General features: G+C 65.1%; 16 protein-coding genes. 11 read left to right on the forward strand and 5 right to left on the reverse strand.

Going from position 1 to position 17093, the window contains the following annotated elements; all coding sequences use genetic code 11:
- Nucleotides 1-33: 33 nt before the first annotated feature.
- The 3 genes from C0Z19_RS09015 to C0Z19_RS09025 are packed head-to-tail and all read right to left on the reverse strand — an operon-like array spanning nucleotide 34 to nucleotide 2972.
- On the reverse strand, nucleotides 34-1488 hold the full coding sequence (locus C0Z19_RS09015) for an NAD(P)(+) transhydrogenase (Re/Si-specific) subunit beta (RefSeq protein WP_102609470.1): 1455 nt from the start codon (nucleotides 1486-1488) through the stop codon (nucleotides 34-36).
- Nucleotides 1489-1806 carry an NAD(P) transhydrogenase subunit alpha part 2 gene (locus C0Z19_RS09020; protein ID WP_102609471.1) on the reverse strand — a complete coding sequence of 106 codons (318 nt, stop codon included), beginning with the start codon at nucleotides 1804-1806 and terminating at the stop codon, nucleotides 1489-1491.
- A gap of 11 nt (nucleotides 1807-1817) precedes the next feature.
- Complete coding sequence (locus C0Z19_RS09025; protein ID WP_102609472.1) at nucleotides 1818-2972, reverse strand: Re/Si-specific NAD(P)(+) transhydrogenase subunit alpha; 1155 nt, start codon at nucleotides 2970-2972, stop codon at nucleotides 1818-1820.
- Between the two features lie 415 nt (nucleotides 2973-3387).
- Between C0Z19_RS09025 and C0Z19_RS29010 the strand changes: the two genes are divergently transcribed.
- The 3 genes from C0Z19_RS29010 (at nucleotide 3388) to C0Z19_RS09040 (ending at nucleotide 6779) form a co-directional block, all read left to right on the forward strand.
- Nucleotides 3388-3870, forward strand: a complete 483-nt coding sequence (locus C0Z19_RS29010; RefSeq protein WP_233196074.1) for an NUDIX hydrolase — start codon at nucleotides 3388-3390, stop codon at nucleotides 3868-3870.
- Nucleotides 3871-3896: 26 nt separating this feature from the next.
- Entirely contained in the window at nucleotides 3897-5036 is a 1140-nt protein-coding gene (gene mnmA / locus C0Z19_RS09035) for a tRNA 2-thiouridine(34) synthase MnmA (RefSeq protein WP_233196067.1), read from the forward strand.
- Between the two features lie 123 nt (nucleotides 5037-5159).
- A complete protein-coding gene (locus C0Z19_RS09040) occupies nucleotides 5160-6779 on the forward strand; it encodes an FMN-binding glutamate synthase family protein (protein ID WP_102609475.1) in 1620 nt (539 codons plus the stop codon).
- 33 nt (nucleotides 6780-6812) lie between these two features.
- Here C0Z19_RS09040 and C0Z19_RS09045 read toward each other — a convergent pair whose 3' ends face one another.
- Entirely contained in the window at nucleotides 6813-7424 is a 612-nt protein-coding gene (locus C0Z19_RS09045; protein WP_102609476.1) for a glutathione S-transferase family protein, read from the reverse strand.
- A 291-nt stretch (nucleotides 7425-7715) separates the two neighbouring features.
- Between C0Z19_RS09045 and C0Z19_RS09055 the strand changes: the two genes are divergently transcribed.
- The 7 genes from C0Z19_RS09055 (at nucleotide 7716) to C0Z19_RS09085 (ending at nucleotide 15693) form a co-directional block, all read left to right on the forward strand.
- Nucleotides 7716-9128 carry an aminopeptidase P N-terminal domain-containing protein gene (locus C0Z19_RS09055; protein WP_102609478.1) on the forward strand — a complete coding sequence of 471 codons (1413 nt, stop codon included), beginning with the start codon at nucleotides 7716-7718 and terminating at the stop codon, nucleotides 9126-9128.
- Nucleotides 9125-10450, forward strand: coding sequence for a UbiH/UbiF/VisC/COQ6 family ubiquinone biosynthesis hydroxylase (locus C0Z19_RS09060; protein WP_102609479.1), 1326 nt, complete (start codon nucleotides 9125-9127; stop codon nucleotides 10448-10450). The genes C0Z19_RS09055 and C0Z19_RS09060 overlap by 4 nt, the downstream gene beginning before the upstream one ends.
- A gap of 167 nt (nucleotides 10451-10617) precedes the next feature.
- Nucleotides 10618-11679, forward strand: coding sequence for a tRNA dihydrouridine synthase DusB (gene dusB, locus C0Z19_RS09065; protein WP_102609480.1), 1062 nt, complete (start codon nucleotides 10618-10620; stop codon nucleotides 11677-11679).
- The gene (locus tag C0Z19_RS09070; protein WP_102609481.1) at nucleotides 11676-11909 is read left to right on the forward strand and encodes a Fis family transcriptional regulator; all 234 of its coding nucleotides are present in this window, start codon (nucleotides 11676-11678) and stop codon (nucleotides 11907-11909) included. The genes dusB and C0Z19_RS09070 overlap by 4 nt, the downstream gene beginning before the upstream one ends.
- 40 nt (nucleotides 11910-11949) lie before the next feature.
- The gene (purH, locus tag C0Z19_RS09075; protein ID WP_102609482.1) at nucleotides 11950-13515 is read left to right on the forward strand and encodes a bifunctional phosphoribosylaminoimidazolecarboxamide formyltransferase/IMP cyclohydrolase; all 1566 of its coding nucleotides are present in this window, start codon (nucleotides 11950-11952) and stop codon (nucleotides 13513-13515) included.
- Between the two features lie 228 nt (nucleotides 13516-13743).
- Nucleotides 13744-14532: a hypothetical protein gene (locus C0Z19_RS09080; RefSeq protein ID WP_102609483.1), complete on the forward strand. Its 789-nt coding sequence runs from the start codon at nucleotides 13744-13746 to the stop codon at nucleotides 14530-14532.
- Between the two features lie 9 nt (nucleotides 14533-14541).
- Complete coding sequence (locus tag C0Z19_RS09085; protein WP_233196068.1) at nucleotides 14542-15693, forward strand: DSD1 family PLP-dependent enzyme; 1152 nt, start codon at nucleotides 14542-14544, stop codon at nucleotides 15691-15693.
- 53 nt (nucleotides 15694-15746) lie between these two features.
- On the opposite strand, the gene C0Z19_RS09090 is transcribed toward C0Z19_RS09085, so the two are convergent.
- On the reverse strand, nucleotides 15747-16184 hold the full coding sequence (locus C0Z19_RS09090) for a hypothetical protein (RefSeq protein WP_102609484.1): 438 nt from the start codon (nucleotides 16182-16184) through the stop codon (nucleotides 15747-15749).
- 240 nt (nucleotides 16185-16424) lie between these two features.
- On the opposite strand from C0Z19_RS09090, the gene ruvC reads away from it, so the two are divergent.
- Nucleotides 16425-16967 carry a crossover junction endodeoxyribonuclease RuvC gene (gene ruvC, locus C0Z19_RS09095; protein WP_102609485.1) on the forward strand — a complete coding sequence of 181 codons (543 nt, stop codon included), beginning with the start codon at nucleotides 16425-16427 and terminating at the stop codon, nucleotides 16965-16967.
- Nucleotides 16968-17093: the final 126 nt, after the last annotated feature.

Here is a 17093-nt window from a genome sequence, read left to right on the forward strand (position 1 = left end):
GCCGCCGCGCAGGCAGCAGCCGGCGTGCAAGCCTCAGTCCACCGCCTTCACCATGTCCTCGATGACTTTCTTCGCATCGCCGAAGACCATCATCGTCTTGTCCATATAGAAGAGTTCGTTATCGAGCCCCGCATACCCGGCCGCCATCGACCGTTTATTGACGATCACCGTGCGCGCCTTGTACGCCTCGATGATCGGCATGCCGGCGATCGGCGATTTCGGGTCGTTCTTGGCCGCAGGGTTGACGACGTCGTTGGCCCCCAGCACGAGCACGACATCGGTCTGCCCGAACTCGTTGTTGATGTCCTCCATCTCGTAGACGAGATCGTAGGGCACCTCGGCCTCGGCCAGCAGCACGTTCATATGGCCCGGCATCCGGCCTGCGACAGGGTGGATCGCATAACGCACGTCGACGCCCTTCTCGATGAGCTTGTCGGTCAGTTCCTTGAGCGCATGCTGCGCCCGCGCGACAGCCAAGCCATACCCGGGCACGATCACGACCGATTCCGCGTTGCCGAGCATGAACGAAGCATCTTCGGCCGAACCCGACTTCACGGGCCGCTGCTCCGCCGCACCGCCCGCTGCGGCCGCGCCCGGCTCGGCGCCGAACCCGCCGAGCAGCACGTTGAAGAACGAGCGGTTCATCGCATGGCACATGATGTACGACAGAATCGCACCCGACGAGCCGACGAGCGAGCCCGCGATGATCAGCATCGCATTGTTCAGCGAGAAGCCGATACCGGCCGCGGCCCAGCCCGAGTACGAGTTCAGCATCGACACCACGACGGGCATATCGGCGCCGCCGATCGGGATGATGATGAGCACCCCGAGCGCGAACGCGATGAGCGTCATGATGATGAACGGCAGCCACGATTGCGTCAGGAAGAAGATGATGCCGAAGCCGAGCATGCCGAGCGCGAGCATCAGGTTGATCAGATGCTGGCCCGGATAGACCACCGGCGCACCCTGAAACAAGCGGAACTTGTACTTGCCCGACAGCTTGCCGAATGCGATGACCGAACCGGAAAACGTGATCGCCCCGACGAACGTGCCGATGAACAGTTCGATGCGGTTGCCGTATGGCAGGAACGACGGATCGAGCGCATCGGGCGGCACGAGCCCGAATGCGGCGGGTTCGCTGACGACGGCGTAAGCGATGGCCACAGCCGCCAGACCGATCAGCGAGTGCATGGCCGCGACGAGTTCCGGCATCTTCGTCATTTCGACGCGCGCCGCCACATAAGCGCCGAGCGCCCCGCCGACGACGAGCGCCGCGAACAGCAGGCTCAGGCCCAGCGTCAGGTTGGAGCCCAAGAGCGCCGCCTGCCTGACGATGAGCGCGATCGTGGTGAGGATGGCGATCGCCATGCCGGCCATGCCGAAGATGTTGCCGGCGCGCGCGCTCTTCGGATTCGACAGGCCCTTGAGCGCTTGAATGAAGCAGACCGACGCGACCAGATAAAGCAGCGTAACGACGTTCATGCTCATTTACGCACCCTCCTTCGTTGCCTTCCTGGGCTCCTTCTTCCTGAACATCTCCAACATGCGCCGCGTGACGAGAAACCCGCCGAACACGTTGACGGCCGCGAGCAGCACGGCAAAGGTGCCGAAGAACTTGGCCTGACCGCCCACGGTCAGGCCCGTGGCGAGCATCGCGCCGACGATCACGATCGCCGAAATCGCGTTGGTCACGGCCATCAGGGGGGTGTGCAGCGCCGGGGTCACGTTCCAGACGACGTGATAGCCGACATAGACGGCCAATACGAAGATGATCAGGTTGATGACGGTGTGATTGATGATTTCCATCGCCTCGCTCCTTATGCCGCCTTGCGGGTCACGGCGCCGTCGCGGGCCAGCAGCGTGGCCGCGACGATGTCGTCGTTCATGTCGATGTTCAAGGCGCCTTCCTTCGTGACGATCAGCTTCAGGAAGTCGAACAGATTGCGCGCATAGAGCGAGGAAGCATCGGCCGCAACCATCGCCGGCAGGTTCGTATGACCGACGATCGTGATGCCGTGCTTGGTCACGACTTTGTCGGGCTCGGTCAGCGGACAATTGCCGCCGCGCACGCCGGGCATGCCGGCCAGCTCGGCGCCGCGGCCCGCGGCCAGATCGACGACGACCGAACCGGGGCGCATCGCCTGTACGGTTTCGGCCGACAGCAACGTCGGCGCGTCGCGGCCCGGAATCAGCGCCGTCGTGATGACGATGTCCGCGGCTTTGGCGCGCTCGTGAACCGCAGCGGACTGGCGCGCGAGCCACGACGGCGGCATCGGGCGCGCGTAGCCGCCGACGCCTTCGGCCGCTTCACGCTCCTCCTGGGTCTCATAGGGCACGTCGATGAACTTGCCGCCGAGCGATTCGATCTGCTCTTTGACGGCGGGACGCACGTCGGAGGCTTCGATCACGGCGCCGAGCCGCTTCGCCGTGGCGATCGCCTGCAGACCCGCGACGCCGGCGCCGAGAATCAGCACGCGCGCGGCCTTCACCGTGCCGGCGGCCGTCATCAACATCGGCATGAAGCGCGGATAGAGATCGGCGGCGATCAGCACGGCCTTATAGCCGGCGATGTTCGCCTGCGAGGACAGGACGTCGAGGCTTTGCGCGCGCGTCGTGCGCGGCGCGGCTTCGAGCGCGAAGGCCGTCAACCCTGCCTGTGCGACGTGCTCGGCATTCGACGGATTGAACGGATCGAGCATGCCGACGAGCACCGCGCCGCGCTTGAAGAGCGCAAGCTCGGTTTCGCTCGGCGCCTGGACTTTCAGGACAAGGTCGGCGCTGAAGGCCGCGTCGGCTTCGACAAGCTCGGCGCCCACGGCCGCAAAAGCGTCGTCGGTAAAGCTGGCGGCAGCTCCCGCACCGCGCTCGATCGTGACGCGATGCCCGGCCTGGACGTACTTCTTCACCGTCTCGGGCGTCGCGGCCACGCGCGCTTCGTGCGCGCGCGTCTCGGCTGGCACTCCGATGTGCATCGTTGATTCCTCCTCACCTGCTCGTGAATGAAGCGAAGACGGGGCCGACGATGCTGCGCCGACTCCATCGTTTGAATACGATTACACGGCTGCATTGAAACGCTTGGCCGCCCCAGCATGGTGGTCGCCCGGCGTCCTGCGGCATACGACAGGATCGAGCGACGCTGCTGATGGCGGCGTCAGACTGATGGCGACATGCGCGCCGCGGGCGTAGGCGGCGCACTGAGCGTCACTTTAACCGAAGTCGCCCGCGGCGATGAAAAACGGTGCCATAAAGAGACAGGCGAGAGACGAGAGAGGGACAAGCGGAAGCAAACGCTCGACTACTCGGGGGGCGCACCGGGAACCGGGCGCGGTTCGCACCGCAAGCGGGCACTCGCGGCAGCGCGGCCCGCGAGACGTTAAAATGGCGGCCATGAAACAGGAACGCTGGGCGCCGCACGTTACCGTAGCGGCCGTCGTCGAACGCGAGGGGCGGTTTCTCGTCGTCGAGGAGCAAACGTCGGAAGGTTTGCGCATCAATCAGCCCGCGGGGCACCTCGAACCGGGGGAGACGCTGGTCGACGCCGTCGTGCGCGAAACCTTCGAGGAAACGGCGCACCGGTTCGTCCCGCAAGCGCTGATCGGCGCCTACATGATGCACGTCGATCGGCCCAACGGCGGCGCGACGTATCTGCGCTTCACGTTTTGCGGCCAGCCCGGCACGTATTCCGAGGCGGGTTCACTCGATGACGGCATCGTCCGCACGCTGTGGCTCACGGCCGAGGAACTGCGCGCCTGTCGCGCGCGCCATCGCACGCCGCTCGTCATGCGCTCGCTCGACGATTACCTCGCGGGCCGGCGTTTTCCGCTCGATTTCGTGCATACGCACTCGGTCGGGCCTCTCAACGGCAGGTAACAGCCAAGCAGTCGGTCATTCGTTCAATGGGAAAGCAAAGAGTCGTAGTGGGGATGTCGGGCGGCGTCGATTCGTCGGTGACGGCCTGGCTGCTCAAGCAAGCCGGTTACGACGTCGTCGGCCTGTTCATGAAGAATTGGGAAGACGACGACGATAGCGAGTACTGCTCGACCCGGCAGGACTGGATCGATGTCGTTTCGGTCGCGGACCTGATCGGCATCGATGTGGAGGCCGTCAATTTCGCAGCCGAGTACAAGGAGCGCGTCTTCGCCGAGTTCCTGCGCGAGTATTCTGCCGGCCGCACCCCTAATCCCGACGTGCTCTGCAACGCCGAGATCAAGTTCAAAGCGTTCCTCGACCATGCGATGGCGCTCGGCGCCGAGACGATCGCGACGGGCCATTATGCGCGCGTGCGCGAAGTGGACGGCCGCTTCGAGTTGCTCAAAGCGACGGACCTCACGAAAGATCAGTCGTACTTCCTGCATCGGCTGAATCAGGCGCAATTGTCGAAAACCTTATTCCCGCTCGGCGAGATACCGAAAACCGAAGTGCGCGCGATCGCCGCATCGATCGGCCTGCCCAATGCCAAGAAGAAGGATTCGACGGGCATTTGCTTCATCGGCGAGCGGCCGTTTCGCGAATTTCTCAATCGCTACCTGCCGACCCGGCCGGGGCCGATGAAGACGCCCGACGGCAAGGTCGTCGGCGAACATGTCGGGCTCGCGTTCTACACGCTCGGACAACGCAAAGGCATCGGCATCGGCGGCAGCAAAGCCGGCAGCGGCGAGCCTTGGTTCGTCGCGAGCAAGGATATGGCGAACAACACGCTTTACGTCGTGCAAGGGCACGACCACGAGTGGCTGCTCTCGCGCACGCTCGTGGCGGGCAACACGAGTTGGGTGGCGGGCGCCGCGCCCGACGCCGGCCTGCGTTTCGGGGCGAAGACGCGTTACCGGCAGGCCGATGCCACTTGTGCGTTCGGTGCGGCCGATGCGAATGGCGACGGCGAACGCTTCGCCTTGACGTTCGACGAGCCGCAATGGGCCGTGACGCCGGGGCAGTCGGCCGTTTTGTATGACGGCGACATCTGCCTGGGCGGCGGGATCATCGAAACGACCGGGGCGCCGACAGCGGCCGCGACGCGCGCAGCCACGGCCAATAATTGAGCGAAGCGCAACCGTACTCTGCTCACTACGCGCCCCACGCTGATCGTTCCCGATTAAACTTGCGCATCTCTTCATCCGGCTCACCGCGCGACCTTCTCCGCGGGGCCGCCCAGGAGCATGCCCATGTTTTCCCGACGCTATTTCGCGCTCTGGTGCGCCCTGCTGCTGGCCGCGGCCGGCGCCCTGCTCGCCGCGCGCCACGCCATCTCGTGGCTTTGGCTGCTGATCCCGGCCGCGCTCATCGCCGTCGGCGTGTTCGACCTGCGGCAAGCACGCCATAGTATCCTGCGCAATTACCCGATCGCCGGCCACCTGCGCTTCTTCTTCGAATTCATCCGGCCGGAAATCCGTCAATACTTCGTCGAAGACGATACGGAAGAAAAACCGTTCTCACGCGCTCAACGCAGCATCGTCTATCAGCGTGCCAAGAACGAACCCGACAGCCGCCCCTATGGCACGGAGCTCGACGTCAAGGCTGTGGCACACGAATGGATCAGCCACTCGCTCGCCCCGACCAAGCTCCCTTCGCACGATTTCCGCATCGTCGTCGGGCCCGAGCGCGCGCAGCCGTACTCGATGTCAATCTTCAATATTTCGGCGATGAGCTTCGGCGCACTGTCGGCCAACGCGATCCGGGCGCTGAACCTCGGTGCGAAGAAAGGCGGCTTCGCCCACGACACGGGCGAAGGCTCGCTGTCGAAATACCATCGCGAGCACGGCGGCGACATCATCTGGGAAATCGCGTCGGGCTACTTCGGCTGCCGCAACGACGACGGCACGTTCAGCGCCGAAAAATTCGCGCGGCAAGCGCGCGATCCGCAAGTCAAGATGATCGAAGTGAAGCTCTCGCAAGGCGCGAAACCGGGCCACGGCGGCGTGCTGCCGGCTGCCAAGGTTACGCCCGAGATCGCGGAGGCGCGCGGCGTGCCGATCGGCCAGGATTGCATCTCGCCCGCTTCGCACAGCGCGTTCTCGACGCCGCGCGGCCTGCTCGAATTCGTCGACCAGCTACGGACGCTCGCAGGCGGCAAGCCGACCGGCTTCAAACTCTGCATCGGCCACCCGTGGGAATTCTTCGCGATCGCCAAGGCCATGCTCGAGACAGGCATCGTGCCCGACTTCATCGTCGTGGACGGCGCCGAAGGCGGCACGGGCGCGGCGCCGCTCGAATTCACGGACCACATCGGCGTGCCGCTGCAAGAGGGCCTGCTGCTCGTGCATAACACCCTCGTCGGCATCGGCCTGCGCGAGAAAGTCCGCATCGGCGCGAGCGGCAAGATGATCACCGCGTTCGATATCGCGCGCACGCTCGCGATCGGCGCCGACTGGGTCAACTCGGCGCGTGGCTTCATGTTCGCCGTGGGCTGCATTCAAGCGCAGACCTGCCATTCGGGGCGTTGCCCGACCGGCGTTGCGACGCAGGACCCCGTGCGTCAACGCGCGCTCGTCGTGCCCGATAAATCCGAGCGCGTGTTCAATTTCCATCGCAATACGCTGCATGCGCTGCAGGAAATCGTGCAGGCCGCGGGGCTCGCTCACCCGTCGCAGTTGCGGGCGCATCACATCGTGCGCCGCGTTTCGTCTCACGAAGTGCAGTTGATGTCGGAGCTGCTCAAGTATCTCGAGCCGAACGACCTCGTCAACGGCAAGTACCGCTATTCGCTCTATGAGAAATGGTGGCCGCTTGCGAGCAGCGAATCGTTCTCGCCCAAACCGCTCGCACCCGTGGCGGTGGTGGCCTGAGACTGTCCCGGCGCGGCGCGCCGGGCGCATTGGTCAGGCGGGCACGGTGTCGATGAACGATTGGCGCTGCGACAGCTTGGCCAGATGCTTGTCGAGATTCGGATATTTCTCTCGCCAGCCCAGATCGGGCATCCGGAAGTCAAGATAACCGAGCGCGCAGCCGACGGCGACGTCGGCCAGCGAGTAGTGATTGTTCGCACACCACGGCTTGCCGGCGAGGCCTTGCGACATCGCCACGAGCCCCTCCTCGATCTTGCGCTGCTGGCGCGTCACCCAACCTTCGTTGCGCTGGCCCGGTTCGCGCTGAATGCCTTCCAGGCGGATCAGCACGGCGGCGTCGAGCATGCCGTCGGCCAGCGCCTCCCAGCAGCGCACCTCGACGCGCTCGCGGCCCGACTGCGGGATCAGCTTGCCGACAGGCGAAAGCGTATCGACGTATTCGCAAATGACGCGCGAATCGAACACGGCTTCCCCGTCTTCCATCACAAGGCACGGCACCTTGCCAATCGGATTGAACGTATGAATGGTCGTGTCGGGCGACCAGACATCTTCGAGCACGAATTGATAGTCGATCTTCTTTTCGGCGAGCACGATCCGCGCTTTACGGACGTACGGGCTCCCGAGCGAACCGATTAATTTCATCATCTGACTTTCTCTCAAGAAAACGCGGGACCGCCCGGAATTGGCTTTGATACCGACCGCGTCGTGCGCGCGGCGCGCTGGCGCGGCGCCGGCGACGCGCCGCGCGCACAACGTCAGTTCGGGGGCCCTTTGAAGTGCGAGAAAGAGTATAACGTCGCCGACGCCCAAATCGGCGCAAGCGCGTCGCATCATATCCATTTGACGCAGGAGACACCGGGCGTCGTGCCCGTGACTTTCCGCGGCGGCGCCAAGCCGTGCCGCTAGGTGGCGCCCATTGAGCAGTACAATCGCGCCATGAACACGCCGACTGAATTTCCCATTGCCGTCTCCGTCTATCAAGCGCGGCGCGAGCGCCTGCTCGCCGCCATGCGCGCCGCCGGCGGTGGCGTCGCGCTCGTGCCGACGGCCCCCGAAGCGCTACGCAATCGCGATACCGATTATCCGTATCGGCATGACAGCTACTTCTACTACCTGAGCGGTTTCGCGGAACCCCGGTCGTTCCTCGTCCTCGACGCGACGGCGCAGGCGGGAGAGCCGTCCTCGATCCTCTTTTGCCGGACCAAGGACGCCGAACGCGAAACCTGGGAAGGGTTCCACTACGGGCCCGAGGCCGCGCGCGAAGCGTTTGGCTTCGACGCCGCGTTTGCGATCGACGAACTCGACGCGCAACTGCCGCGCATTATCGGCGATGCCCCGGCGCTTTACTACGGCTTCGGTCGCTCCGCCGAGCTGGACGGCCAGGTCCGGCGCTGGCTCGAAGCCGTGCGGGCGCAAGGTCGCAGCGGAATCGCCGCGCCGGTCAGGCTCGTCGATGCGATGCCTTTGCTCGACGATATGCGCCTCGTCAAAGACGACCACGAGCTTGCGATCATGCGCGAAGCCGCGCGCATTTCGGCCCAGGCCCACCGCCGCGCCATGCAGGCGTGCCGCCCGGGCATGCGCGAGTACGAACTCGAAGCCGAGCTGCTCTACACCTTCCGCCGCCAGGGAGCGCAAGCCCCGGCTTATGGGTCGATCGTTGCAGCCGGCGCCAATGCCTGCGTGCTGCACTATCCCGCCGGCAACGCGATCCTGCGCGACGGCGATCTGGTCCTGATCGACGCCGCCTGCGAGCTTGACGGCTACGCCTCCGACATCACCCGCACGTTCCCGGCGAACGGTCGCTTCTCGCCGGCGCAGCGCGAGCTGTACGACATCGTGCTGGCCGCTCAGCAAGCGGCGATCGACGCCACGCGCCCCGGCGTCAGCTTCGAAGCGCCTCACGACGCGGCCGTGCGCGTGCTCGCGCAGGGGCTGCTCGATACCGGCATCGTCGATCGCACCAAATTCTCGTCGGTCGAAGACGTCATTGCCGAACGGGCTTACTCGCGCTTCTACATGCACCGCACGGGTCATTGGATCGGGATGGACGTGCATGACTGCGGCGATTACCGCGAACGCACCGCGCTGCCCGACGCCTCCGGCGCGCTGCCCTGGCGCAGCTTGCGCCCCTCGATGGCGCTGACCATCGAGCCGGGGCTCTACGTGCGCGCCGCGCCGGACGTGCCCGAAGCCTACTGGAACATCGGCATCCGTATCGAAGACGACGCGATCGTCACCGACGACGGCTGCGTGCTGATCACGCGCGATGTGCCCGTCGAAGCCGACGCGATCGAGGCGATCATGCGCGACGGTCGTCAGGATCCAAACCCCGGCCTGAACCCATGAGCGACGTTCGTCCCCTGCAGTCACCGCACGAATTCGACGTGACGATCGTCGGCGCGGGGCCGGTCGGCCTCGCACTGGCGGCCTGGCTCGCACGGCGCAGCGCGAGCGCGGGGCTATCGGTCGCGCTCGTCGATGCACGCGAACCCGAGGCGGCGGCCGGCGATCCGCGCGCGATCGCAGTCTCCGAGGGCAGCCGGATGCTGCTCGAACCGTTAGGGGCGTGGCCGGCCGACGCCAACGCAATCGAGCGCATCCATGTGTCGCAGCGCGGGCACTTCGGCCGGACCCTGATCGAGCGTACCGAGCACGCCCTGCCGGCGCTCGGCTACGTGGCCCGCTACGGCTCGATCGTCCATGCCTTGGCGCTCGCCGTTCGGCGAACCGGCACGCACTGGTTCACGTCGTGCCGTGCGTTGCCGCCGCGCGTCGAAGCCGGCGACGAATACGTCACGCTGCCGATCGAAAGCGCCCACGTGCAGCGCACGCTGCGCACGCGCGTGCTGATCAACGCCGAAGGCGGACTCTATGGCGAAGGGCATGGCAAGCGGCATGACAAGGCGTCGGACGTCGCTCGAACGCAAGCCGAACCCGGCGCTGCCGTCGCACAGCGCAGCCAGGGCGCACGACGCGATGTGCCGCCTGCCGCTGCTCCGGCGCATTCCGCGTTCGTTGCCAGGCACGACAGCCGCGACTATGGCCAAACGGCCATCGTCGGCACAGTCACCGTTTCGGCCCCGCAACCGCACGTCGCCTGGGAGCGCTTCACCGACGAAGGTCCGATCGCCCTGCTGCCGATGGGCGGCGTGCGGCAAGCCGACTATGCGCTCGTCTGGTGTATGAAGCCGGAGCAAGCGCTGCGTCGCGCAGCGCTTGGCGATACGGAACTGCTCGACGAGCTGGGCGCCGCGTTCGGCGAGCGCATGGGCCGCTTCGAATCGATCAGAGGCCGGGCGTCATTCCCGCTCGGGCTCGTCGCTGCACAAACGCTCGTCGAGGGCCGCATTGCCTCGATCGGCAACGCGGCGCAAACGCTGCACCCCGTCGCCGGCCAAGGGCTGAACCTCGGGCTGCGCGATGCCCATGCGCTTGCCGATGCGCTCGGGCGAGCCGGCGCAACGCCCGCGGCACTGGCCGAATTTGCGCGCCGGCGTGCGTTCGACCGTCGCCTGACGATCGGCGCCACCGACACGCTCGCGCGGCTGTTCACGCTCGACTTTGGCCCGTTGGCAGCGCTGCGCGGTCTCGCGCTGACAGCACTCGAGTGCGTGCCGCCTGCGAAGATGGCGCTCGCGCGCCAGATGATGTTCGGCCAGCGCCGCTAGCCGCATCGGCTGGTGGCGGGTGGCCGGGTCGCACCGGACGCGGGCGGCAGATGTCGTTCGTACCGGCCCGCGCGCTCGCGGTTTCAGGTTAACGGTAAAATACGCGTTTCCCTGTTCGCCTTCGAGCGCCCGCGCCGTCACCGCGCGAGCGGCCGCTCCTTTCCATGATGCCAACGCTCGGCTCGCACACTCTGCGCAACAACCTGTTCGTCGCCCCGATGGCGGGCGTGACCGACAGGCCGTTTCGCCAGCTTTGCAAACGGCTGGGCGCGGGCTATGCCGTGTCCGAGATGGTCGCGTCGAACGCCCAGCTGTGGAAGAGCGAAAAAACCATGCGCCGCGCGAACCACGCCGGCGAGGTCGAGCCGATCGCCGTGCAGATCGCGGGCGCCGACCCGTCCATGATGGCGGAGGCGGCGCGCTACAACGTCGATAACGGCGCGCAGATCATCGACATCAACATGGGGTGCCCCGCCAAGAAGGTCTGCAACGTCGCGGCCGGGTCGGCCCTGCTGCAAAACGAGCCGCTCGTCGTGCGCATCGTCGAAGCGGTTGTCGGCGCAGTCGGCGTCGGTCCCGACGCAGTGCCCGTGACGCTGAAGATCCGCACCGGGTGGAACCGCGAGAATCGCAATGCCGTGCGCATCGCGCAACTGGCGCAGGCCGCGGGCATTTCGATGCTGACGGTCCACGGCCGCACGCGCGCCGATCTCTATCATGGCGAAGCCGAATACGAGACCATCGCGGCCGTGAAGGCGGCCGTGCGCATTCCGGTCGTCGCGAACGGCGATATCGATTCGCCTGCCAAGGCGCGCGCCGTGCTGGCCGCGACGGGCGCCGAAGCCATCATGATCGGCCGGGCGGCGCAGGGGCGCCCGTGGCTCTTTCGCGAGATAGCGCATTTCCTGGCGACGGGCGAGTTGCTGCCGCCGCCACGCATCGCCGAAATCCGGCAGGTGATGAACGAGCATCTCGAGGATCACTACGCGTTTTACGGCGAATTCACGGGCGTGCGCACGGCGCGCAAGCACATCGGCTGGTACACTCGCGGCCTTTCCGGCGCCAATGCATTCCGGCACCGGATGAACACACTCGATACCACACGCGACCAACTCGACGCCGTCAACGCCTTCTTCGATGAGCAGCAGGCGTTGTCGGACCGCCTCGTCTATGTCGACGAAGAAGCCGGGCGCGCCGAGCCGAACCGAAACGAACCCTTAGCAGCATGAGCAAGCACAACATCGAACAATGCGTCCGCGACAGCCTGGGCATGTACTTCCAGGATCTCGACGGCGCCAATCCGCACGACGTCTATGACATGGTGATGTCATGCGTCGAGAAACCGATGCTCGAGGTGGTGCTCGAGCGGGCCGGCGGCAATCAGTCGCTGGCCGCCGATTACCTCGGCATCAACCGCAACACGTTGCGCAAGAAGCTGCAGCAGCACGGATTGCTGTAACGCGCGCCACCCTCGTCTCTTTTCGGCCATCGTTCTCATCATGATCAAGCAAGCGCTCATTTCCGTCTCCGACAAGTCCGGCATCGTGCCATTCGCTCGTTCGCTGTCGGAGCTCGGCGTGAAGATTCTCTCGACGGGCGGCACGGCGAAGTTGCTCGCCGAAGCCGGCCTTCCGGTCACCGAAGTGGCCGACTACACAGGCTTTCCCGAGATGCTCGACGGGCGCGTCAAGACGCTGCATCCGAAGGTCCACGGCGGCATCCTCGCGCGCCGCGATCTGCCCGAGCACATGGCCGCGCTTCAGGCGCACGACATTCCGACGATCGACCTGCTCGTCGTGAACCTCTACCCGTTCGTTGCGACGGTGTCGAAGGATGAATGCACGCTCGAAGACGCGATCGAGAACATCGATATCGGCGGTCCGACGATGCTGCGTTCGGCTGCGAAAAACCACCGCGACGTCACCGTCGTCGTCGACCCGGCCGACTACGAGTCCGTGCTCGAAGAAATGCGTGCGAACGGCAATTCGGTCGGCTACAAGACGAACTTCCGACTGGCGACGAAGGTGTTCGCGCACACGGCGCAGTACGACGGCGCCATCACGAACTATCTGACGAGCCTGACCGAGGCGCTGCAGCATTCGTCGCGCGTCGCCTATCCGAACACGCTGAACCTCGCCTTCGAAAAGGTGCAGGATTTGCGCTACGGCGAAAATCCGCATCAAAGCGCGGCGTTCTACCGCGACCTGACCCTGCCGGCCGGCGCGTTGGCTGGTTACCGCCAATTGCAGGGCAAGGAATTGTCGTACAACAACATCGCCGATGCGGACGCGGCGTGGGAATGCGTGAAGACGTTCGATGCGCCCGCCTGCGTCATCGTCAAGCATGCGAATCCGTGCGGCGTGGCGGTCGGCGAGAGCCCGCTGCAAGCGTACGAGAAGGCGTTCCAAACCGATCCGGCGTCCGCGTTCGGCGGCATCATCGCCTTCAATCGCGAAGTGGATGAAGCGGCAGCCCAGGCCGTGTCGAAGCAGTTCGTCGAAGTGCTGATCGCGCCGTCGCTGACCGACGGCGCCAAACAGGTGCTGGCCGCCAAGCAAAACGTGCGCGTGCTCGAAATCGCGTTGGGCGCGGGCCACAACACGTACGACTTCAAGCGTGTCGGCGGCGGATTGCTCGTGCAGTCGCCCGACGCGAAGAATGTGCTGCCGCGCGACCTGCGCGTCGTCACGAAGCGTCATCCGACGCCGCAGGAAATGGACGATCTGATGTTCGCCTGGCGCGTCGCGAAGTTCGTCAAATCGAATGCGATCGTGTTCTGCGGCAAGGGCATGACACTCGGCGTCGGCGCCGGTCAAATGAGCCGTGTCGACTCGGCACGTATCGCGAGCATCAAGGCGGAGAACGCCGGGCTTTCGTTGAAGAGTTCGGCCGTGGCGTCGGATGCGTTCTTCCCGTTCCGCGACGGACTCGACGTCGTCGTCGCGGCCGGTGCGACCTGCGTGATCCAACCGGGCGGCTCGATGCGCGATGACGAAGTCCTTGCAGCGGCCGACGAGCACAACATCGCAATGGTCGTGACCGGAGTGCGCCACTTCCGTCATTGACCGCGCATGGATTGACCGCAGCGAGCGCTGAGGCGCCTGCGACGAAACCCGGCTGCGGCCGGGTTTTTTTGTGTCTGGCGAATCGGGGCCGGTTGCGCCGGTCTGGTGAGTCCCCGCTGTGCGCGAAGCGAGTCCGTCCCCTCCGATGGTCTGTTTTTTTTCGCGAGACTCACCCAGCGCGGCCCACTCTGGCAGGCTCGACTCCCTCCCCAAACCGAAACGCGACCCATGACCTACTCGCTCGCTGAGTCCCACTCTTTCATCGAGGAACATCAGTCCTTCATCGAGCGCTTTGCGCGAACGATCGAAGTCGCGTCGTCAAGCAGCGGGGCGATAGTCGGCGCGAAGGACATTCACTCTCGCCACCTGACGGCCAGCGACGCATACGCGCGCATCGTGGGCCTGCGTTATGGCAAAGACGTGGCCGGTCGCCTGGATCGCGACATGCCCTGCGAAGGCACTGCACGATTCGCCGATTGCTTCGTGCGCGAAGATCGCGACTTGCTGGAAAGCGGCAATCCTGGTGCAACAACATCGGTCCTTAACATCCACCGGTATGAAACCGGGCTCACCGCGCTCGTATTCGACAAGTTCTTGCTGAAGCACCATCCGACGAAATCGGTGCTGGGCATCGTCTACAGTGCCTATGAAACGAGTCTCGAGCGATTCACTGCGCTGTTCCCCGGCTATTGGGCGCAGTTCGGTTTCGGATGCAGTATCGAGCGCGCCGATGCCTCAGCTGTCCACGGCCTCGGACAGCTTTCGCCACTTGAATACGAAGTGGTCTTTCTGCTCGCGGTAGGCATTGACGCGGGGGGCATCATGCACTTCATGCGCCGCTTGCGCCCTGCCCCGGGCACGAACGAAGACGTTAGCGCTGCCCTCGCCGGTATCGCCGACAAAGCCACGGCCGCCGGCATCACTTTCGCGAGCTTACGAGAGGTGCTGATCGATGCGCGCGTCCATCAACGCATGCCCGGATCGTTTTTCGGTAAAGTCGTTGGATCGCACCTCTAGGAGTCGCACTTGACACGCGCACCCGCCCTTGGCCCGAACGCCTATCTGATCGGCGTTGCCGGCAGTCGAAACAGGCTCGACACGCCCGCGCTCGTGCTCGATCGCGCAGCCCTCATGCGCAATATCGCAAAGATGGCAACGACGGCCGCACGGCACGGCGTCGGGCTGCGCCCGCATGTGAAGAGCCACAAATCGGCGCGCATCGCACAGATGCAGATCGACGCGGGCGCACTCGGCGTGAGCTGTGCGACGCTGGGCGAAGCTGAGGCGATGGTTGAGGCCGGCGTGCCGGGTGTACTCATCACGTCGCCTGTCGTCAGTTCGAACAAGCTGCGCCGCCTCGTTGAGCTTGCAGAGAAGGCGGGCCCGCGGCAATTGATGGTCGTCGTGGACGACGCCCGCAACGTGGCCGAGCTCGCCGTGCTGGCCGCCCGGCTCGCGTATCCGCTCGACGTACTGATCGATTACCACTCGGGCTACCACCGCACGGGCGTCGTCGACGAAAACGCTGCGCTCGCGCTCGCCCGGGCGATCAACGACACTGGTTCGCTGCGGCTGCGCGGCTTGCAGGCATATGGCGGGCATCTGCAACATATCGAAGGGCGCGAGCGCCGCAATACAGCGGCCGCGCAATTGAGCCACACCGTCGCCAGGCTCGTTGCCGCACTCGAATCGGCCGGCATGCCCGTCGAGATCGTCACCGGCGTGGGCACGGGCACTCACGAGGCCGACGCCGCCGCGGGCGTGTTCACCGAAATGCAACCGGGCTCGTATGTGTTCATGGATGCCGAGTACGCGCAAGTTCTGGCTGAGGATGGACAGGACACGCCGTTCGAGACGGCGCTGTTCGTTCAAAGCACGGTGGTCAGCACGCAGGCCGATGCCTGGGTCACCGTCGACGCCGGCACCAAAAGCTTCGCGACCGACAGCGGCGTGCCCATCGTTGCGCGCGGCGTGAACGGGCCGTCCTCGTATGCATTCTTCGGCGACGAACATGGCAAGCTCATCGTCGCCAGCGAGCACCGCCCATCCCTGGGCGCCCATATCGAATTTGTCACGCCGCATTGCGACCCAACCGTGAATCTGTACGACCGGTATCACGTCGTCGAGGGTGAGGTGCTCGTCGATATCTGGCCGATCGAAGCGCGCGGCAGGCTTTGAGCCGCAGCTCCGCCTGTGGGCACCCGACCTTCACCGACGAGCATCTCGTTGCATCACAGCTTCTCCCAATCCCCTTCCAGCGTTCTGGCATTGACCGGCGTCGACGAGGCCCACACGGTCGCTTCCGGAAACGTAGCCTTGACCTCCCGCGCGAAATTGCCATGCACGAAAGCCGAGTACGACTGCCCCGCCGTAGAACACGAAACGATATAGACCGAGGTCTTCTTGTCCCATTCGATGTTCAAATGAGAAAACTGCTTCTTGTAGCACGCCCAGGTTTGACAATCGCTCAAGCTGTTCGCGGATCCGTGGCCAATGATGACGAGCACGTTACGGTCCTCGCCGCCGCCGCCCTCCGTGTGACTCGCTGTCGGCGTAGTCAGGACATAGCTACCTTTCGCCGAAACGACATTCGATTTATCTTGCGCAACGGTATTGATCGCCGTCTGCACAGCGGAATCGTCCGGCTCGGTGGTGATAATGTCGAACATGTTTTCTCCTTGTTCCGTCGATAAGAGTGACGGGCACATGAAGCGTAGGCTGAGGGCGAAAATCCTTGAATAGGCCATACGTCGTCGATGAAGTCAGGGGTGCGACGCAAAGGGCTTCACGGCAAAGGTCAGGTGACCCCGTCTCCGCGGACGGGGTCACCTGACCGGGCTACCCGCACCGCATTAGGCGCGGCGCGCCGTTCGTTGTAGTATCTCGGGCACTTCGTCCGGTTTTTGTTCATGAGAATTCTCGGCATCGACCCCGGCTTGCGCGTCACGGGTTTTGGCGTCATCGACCAGTCGGGGCAGCGGCTCACCTACGTGACGAGCGGCGTCATTCGCACCGCAGACGGCGACCTGCCCTCCCGTCTCGGCACGATCTTCGACGGCGTCTCGGCGCTGATCCGCGAGCACGCGCCCGACCAATCGGCCATCGAAAAGGTGTTCGTCAACGTCAATCCCCAATCGACGCTGCTGCTCGGGCAAGCGCGCGGCGCGGCGATTTGCGGGCTCGTGGCCGGCGGCGTGCCGGTGGCCGAATACACCGCGCTGCAGTTGAAACAGGCCGTGGTCGGCTACGGCCGCGCAACGAAAGAGCAAATGCAGCAAATGGTCGTGCGTTTGCTGAACCTGTCGGGCGTGCCTGGCACCGACGCCGCCGATGCGCTCGGCATGGCCATCTGCCACGCCCACGGCGGCAACACGCTCGACACGCTGGGCGGCATCGCACCGGCGCTGGCCAGGAAGGGCCTGCGCGTGCGGCGCGGGCGGCTCGTGGGGTGAGTCCGCCGGGGACGCGCCAAAGGGCTCCGACCACGTCCGAAAATTCGGCAATCCGATCGGGACCCCCCGTAGGGACGGCAGACTGCGAGACGATCCGCTCTGGAGCGTCCCATGACCGCATCCTTC

The sequence above is a fragment of the Trinickia soli genome, assembly GCF_002879855.1.
GTDB classification, from domain to species: domain Bacteria; phylum Pseudomonadota; class Gammaproteobacteria; order Burkholderiales; family Burkholderiaceae; genus Trinickia; species Trinickia soli.

Coding starts and splice junctions, on each gene's coding strand:
- C0Z19_RS09015 (WP_102609470.1), bottom strand. CDS start 1,488: ATGAGCATGAACGTCGTTACGCTGCTTTATCTGGTCGCGTCGGTCTGC.
- C0Z19_RS09020 (WP_102609471.1), bottom strand. CDS start 1,806: ATGGAAATCATCAATCACACCGTCATCAACCTGATCATCTTCGTATTG.
- C0Z19_RS09025 (WP_102609472.1), bottom strand. CDS start 2,972: ATGCACATCGGAGTGCCAGCCGAGACGCGCGCGCACGAAGCGCGCGTG.
- C0Z19_RS29010 (WP_233196074.1), top strand. CDS start 3,388: ATGAAACAGGAACGCTGGGCGCCGCACGTTACCGTAGCGGCCGTCGTC.
- mnmA (WP_233196067.1), top strand. CDS start 3,897: ATGGGAAAGCAAAGAGTCGTAGTGGGGATGTCGGGCGGCGTCGATTCG.
- C0Z19_RS09040 (WP_102609475.1), top strand. CDS start 5,160: ATGTTTTCCCGACGCTATTTCGCGCTCTGGTGCGCCCTGCTGCTGGCC.
- C0Z19_RS09045 (WP_102609476.1), bottom strand. CDS start 7,424: ATGATGAAATTAATCGGTTCGCTCGGGAGCCCGTACGTCCGTAAAGCG.
- C0Z19_RS09055 (WP_102609478.1), top strand. CDS start 7,716: ATGAACACGCCGACTGAATTTCCCATTGCCGTCTCCGTCTATCAAGCG.
- C0Z19_RS09060 (WP_102609479.1), top strand. CDS start 9,125: ATGAGCGACGTTCGTCCCCTGCAGTCACCGCACGAATTCGACGTGACG.
- dusB (WP_102609480.1), top strand. CDS start 10,618: ATGCCAACGCTCGGCTCGCACACTCTGCGCAACAACCTGTTCGTCGCC.
- C0Z19_RS09070 (WP_102609481.1), top strand. CDS start 11,676: ATGAGCAAGCACAACATCGAACAATGCGTCCGCGACAGCCTGGGCATG.
- purH (WP_102609482.1), top strand. CDS start 11,950: ATGATCAAGCAAGCGCTCATTTCCGTCTCCGACAAGTCCGGCATCGTG.
- C0Z19_RS09080 (WP_102609483.1), top strand. CDS start 13,744: ATGACCTACTCGCTCGCTGAGTCCCACTCTTTCATCGAGGAACATCAG.
- C0Z19_RS09090 (WP_102609484.1), bottom strand. CDS start 16,184: ATGTTCGACATTATCACCACCGAGCCGGACGATTCCGCTGTGCAGACG.
- ruvC (WP_102609485.1), top strand. CDS start 16,425: ATGAGAATTCTCGGCATCGACCCCGGCTTGCGCGTCACGGGTTTTGGC.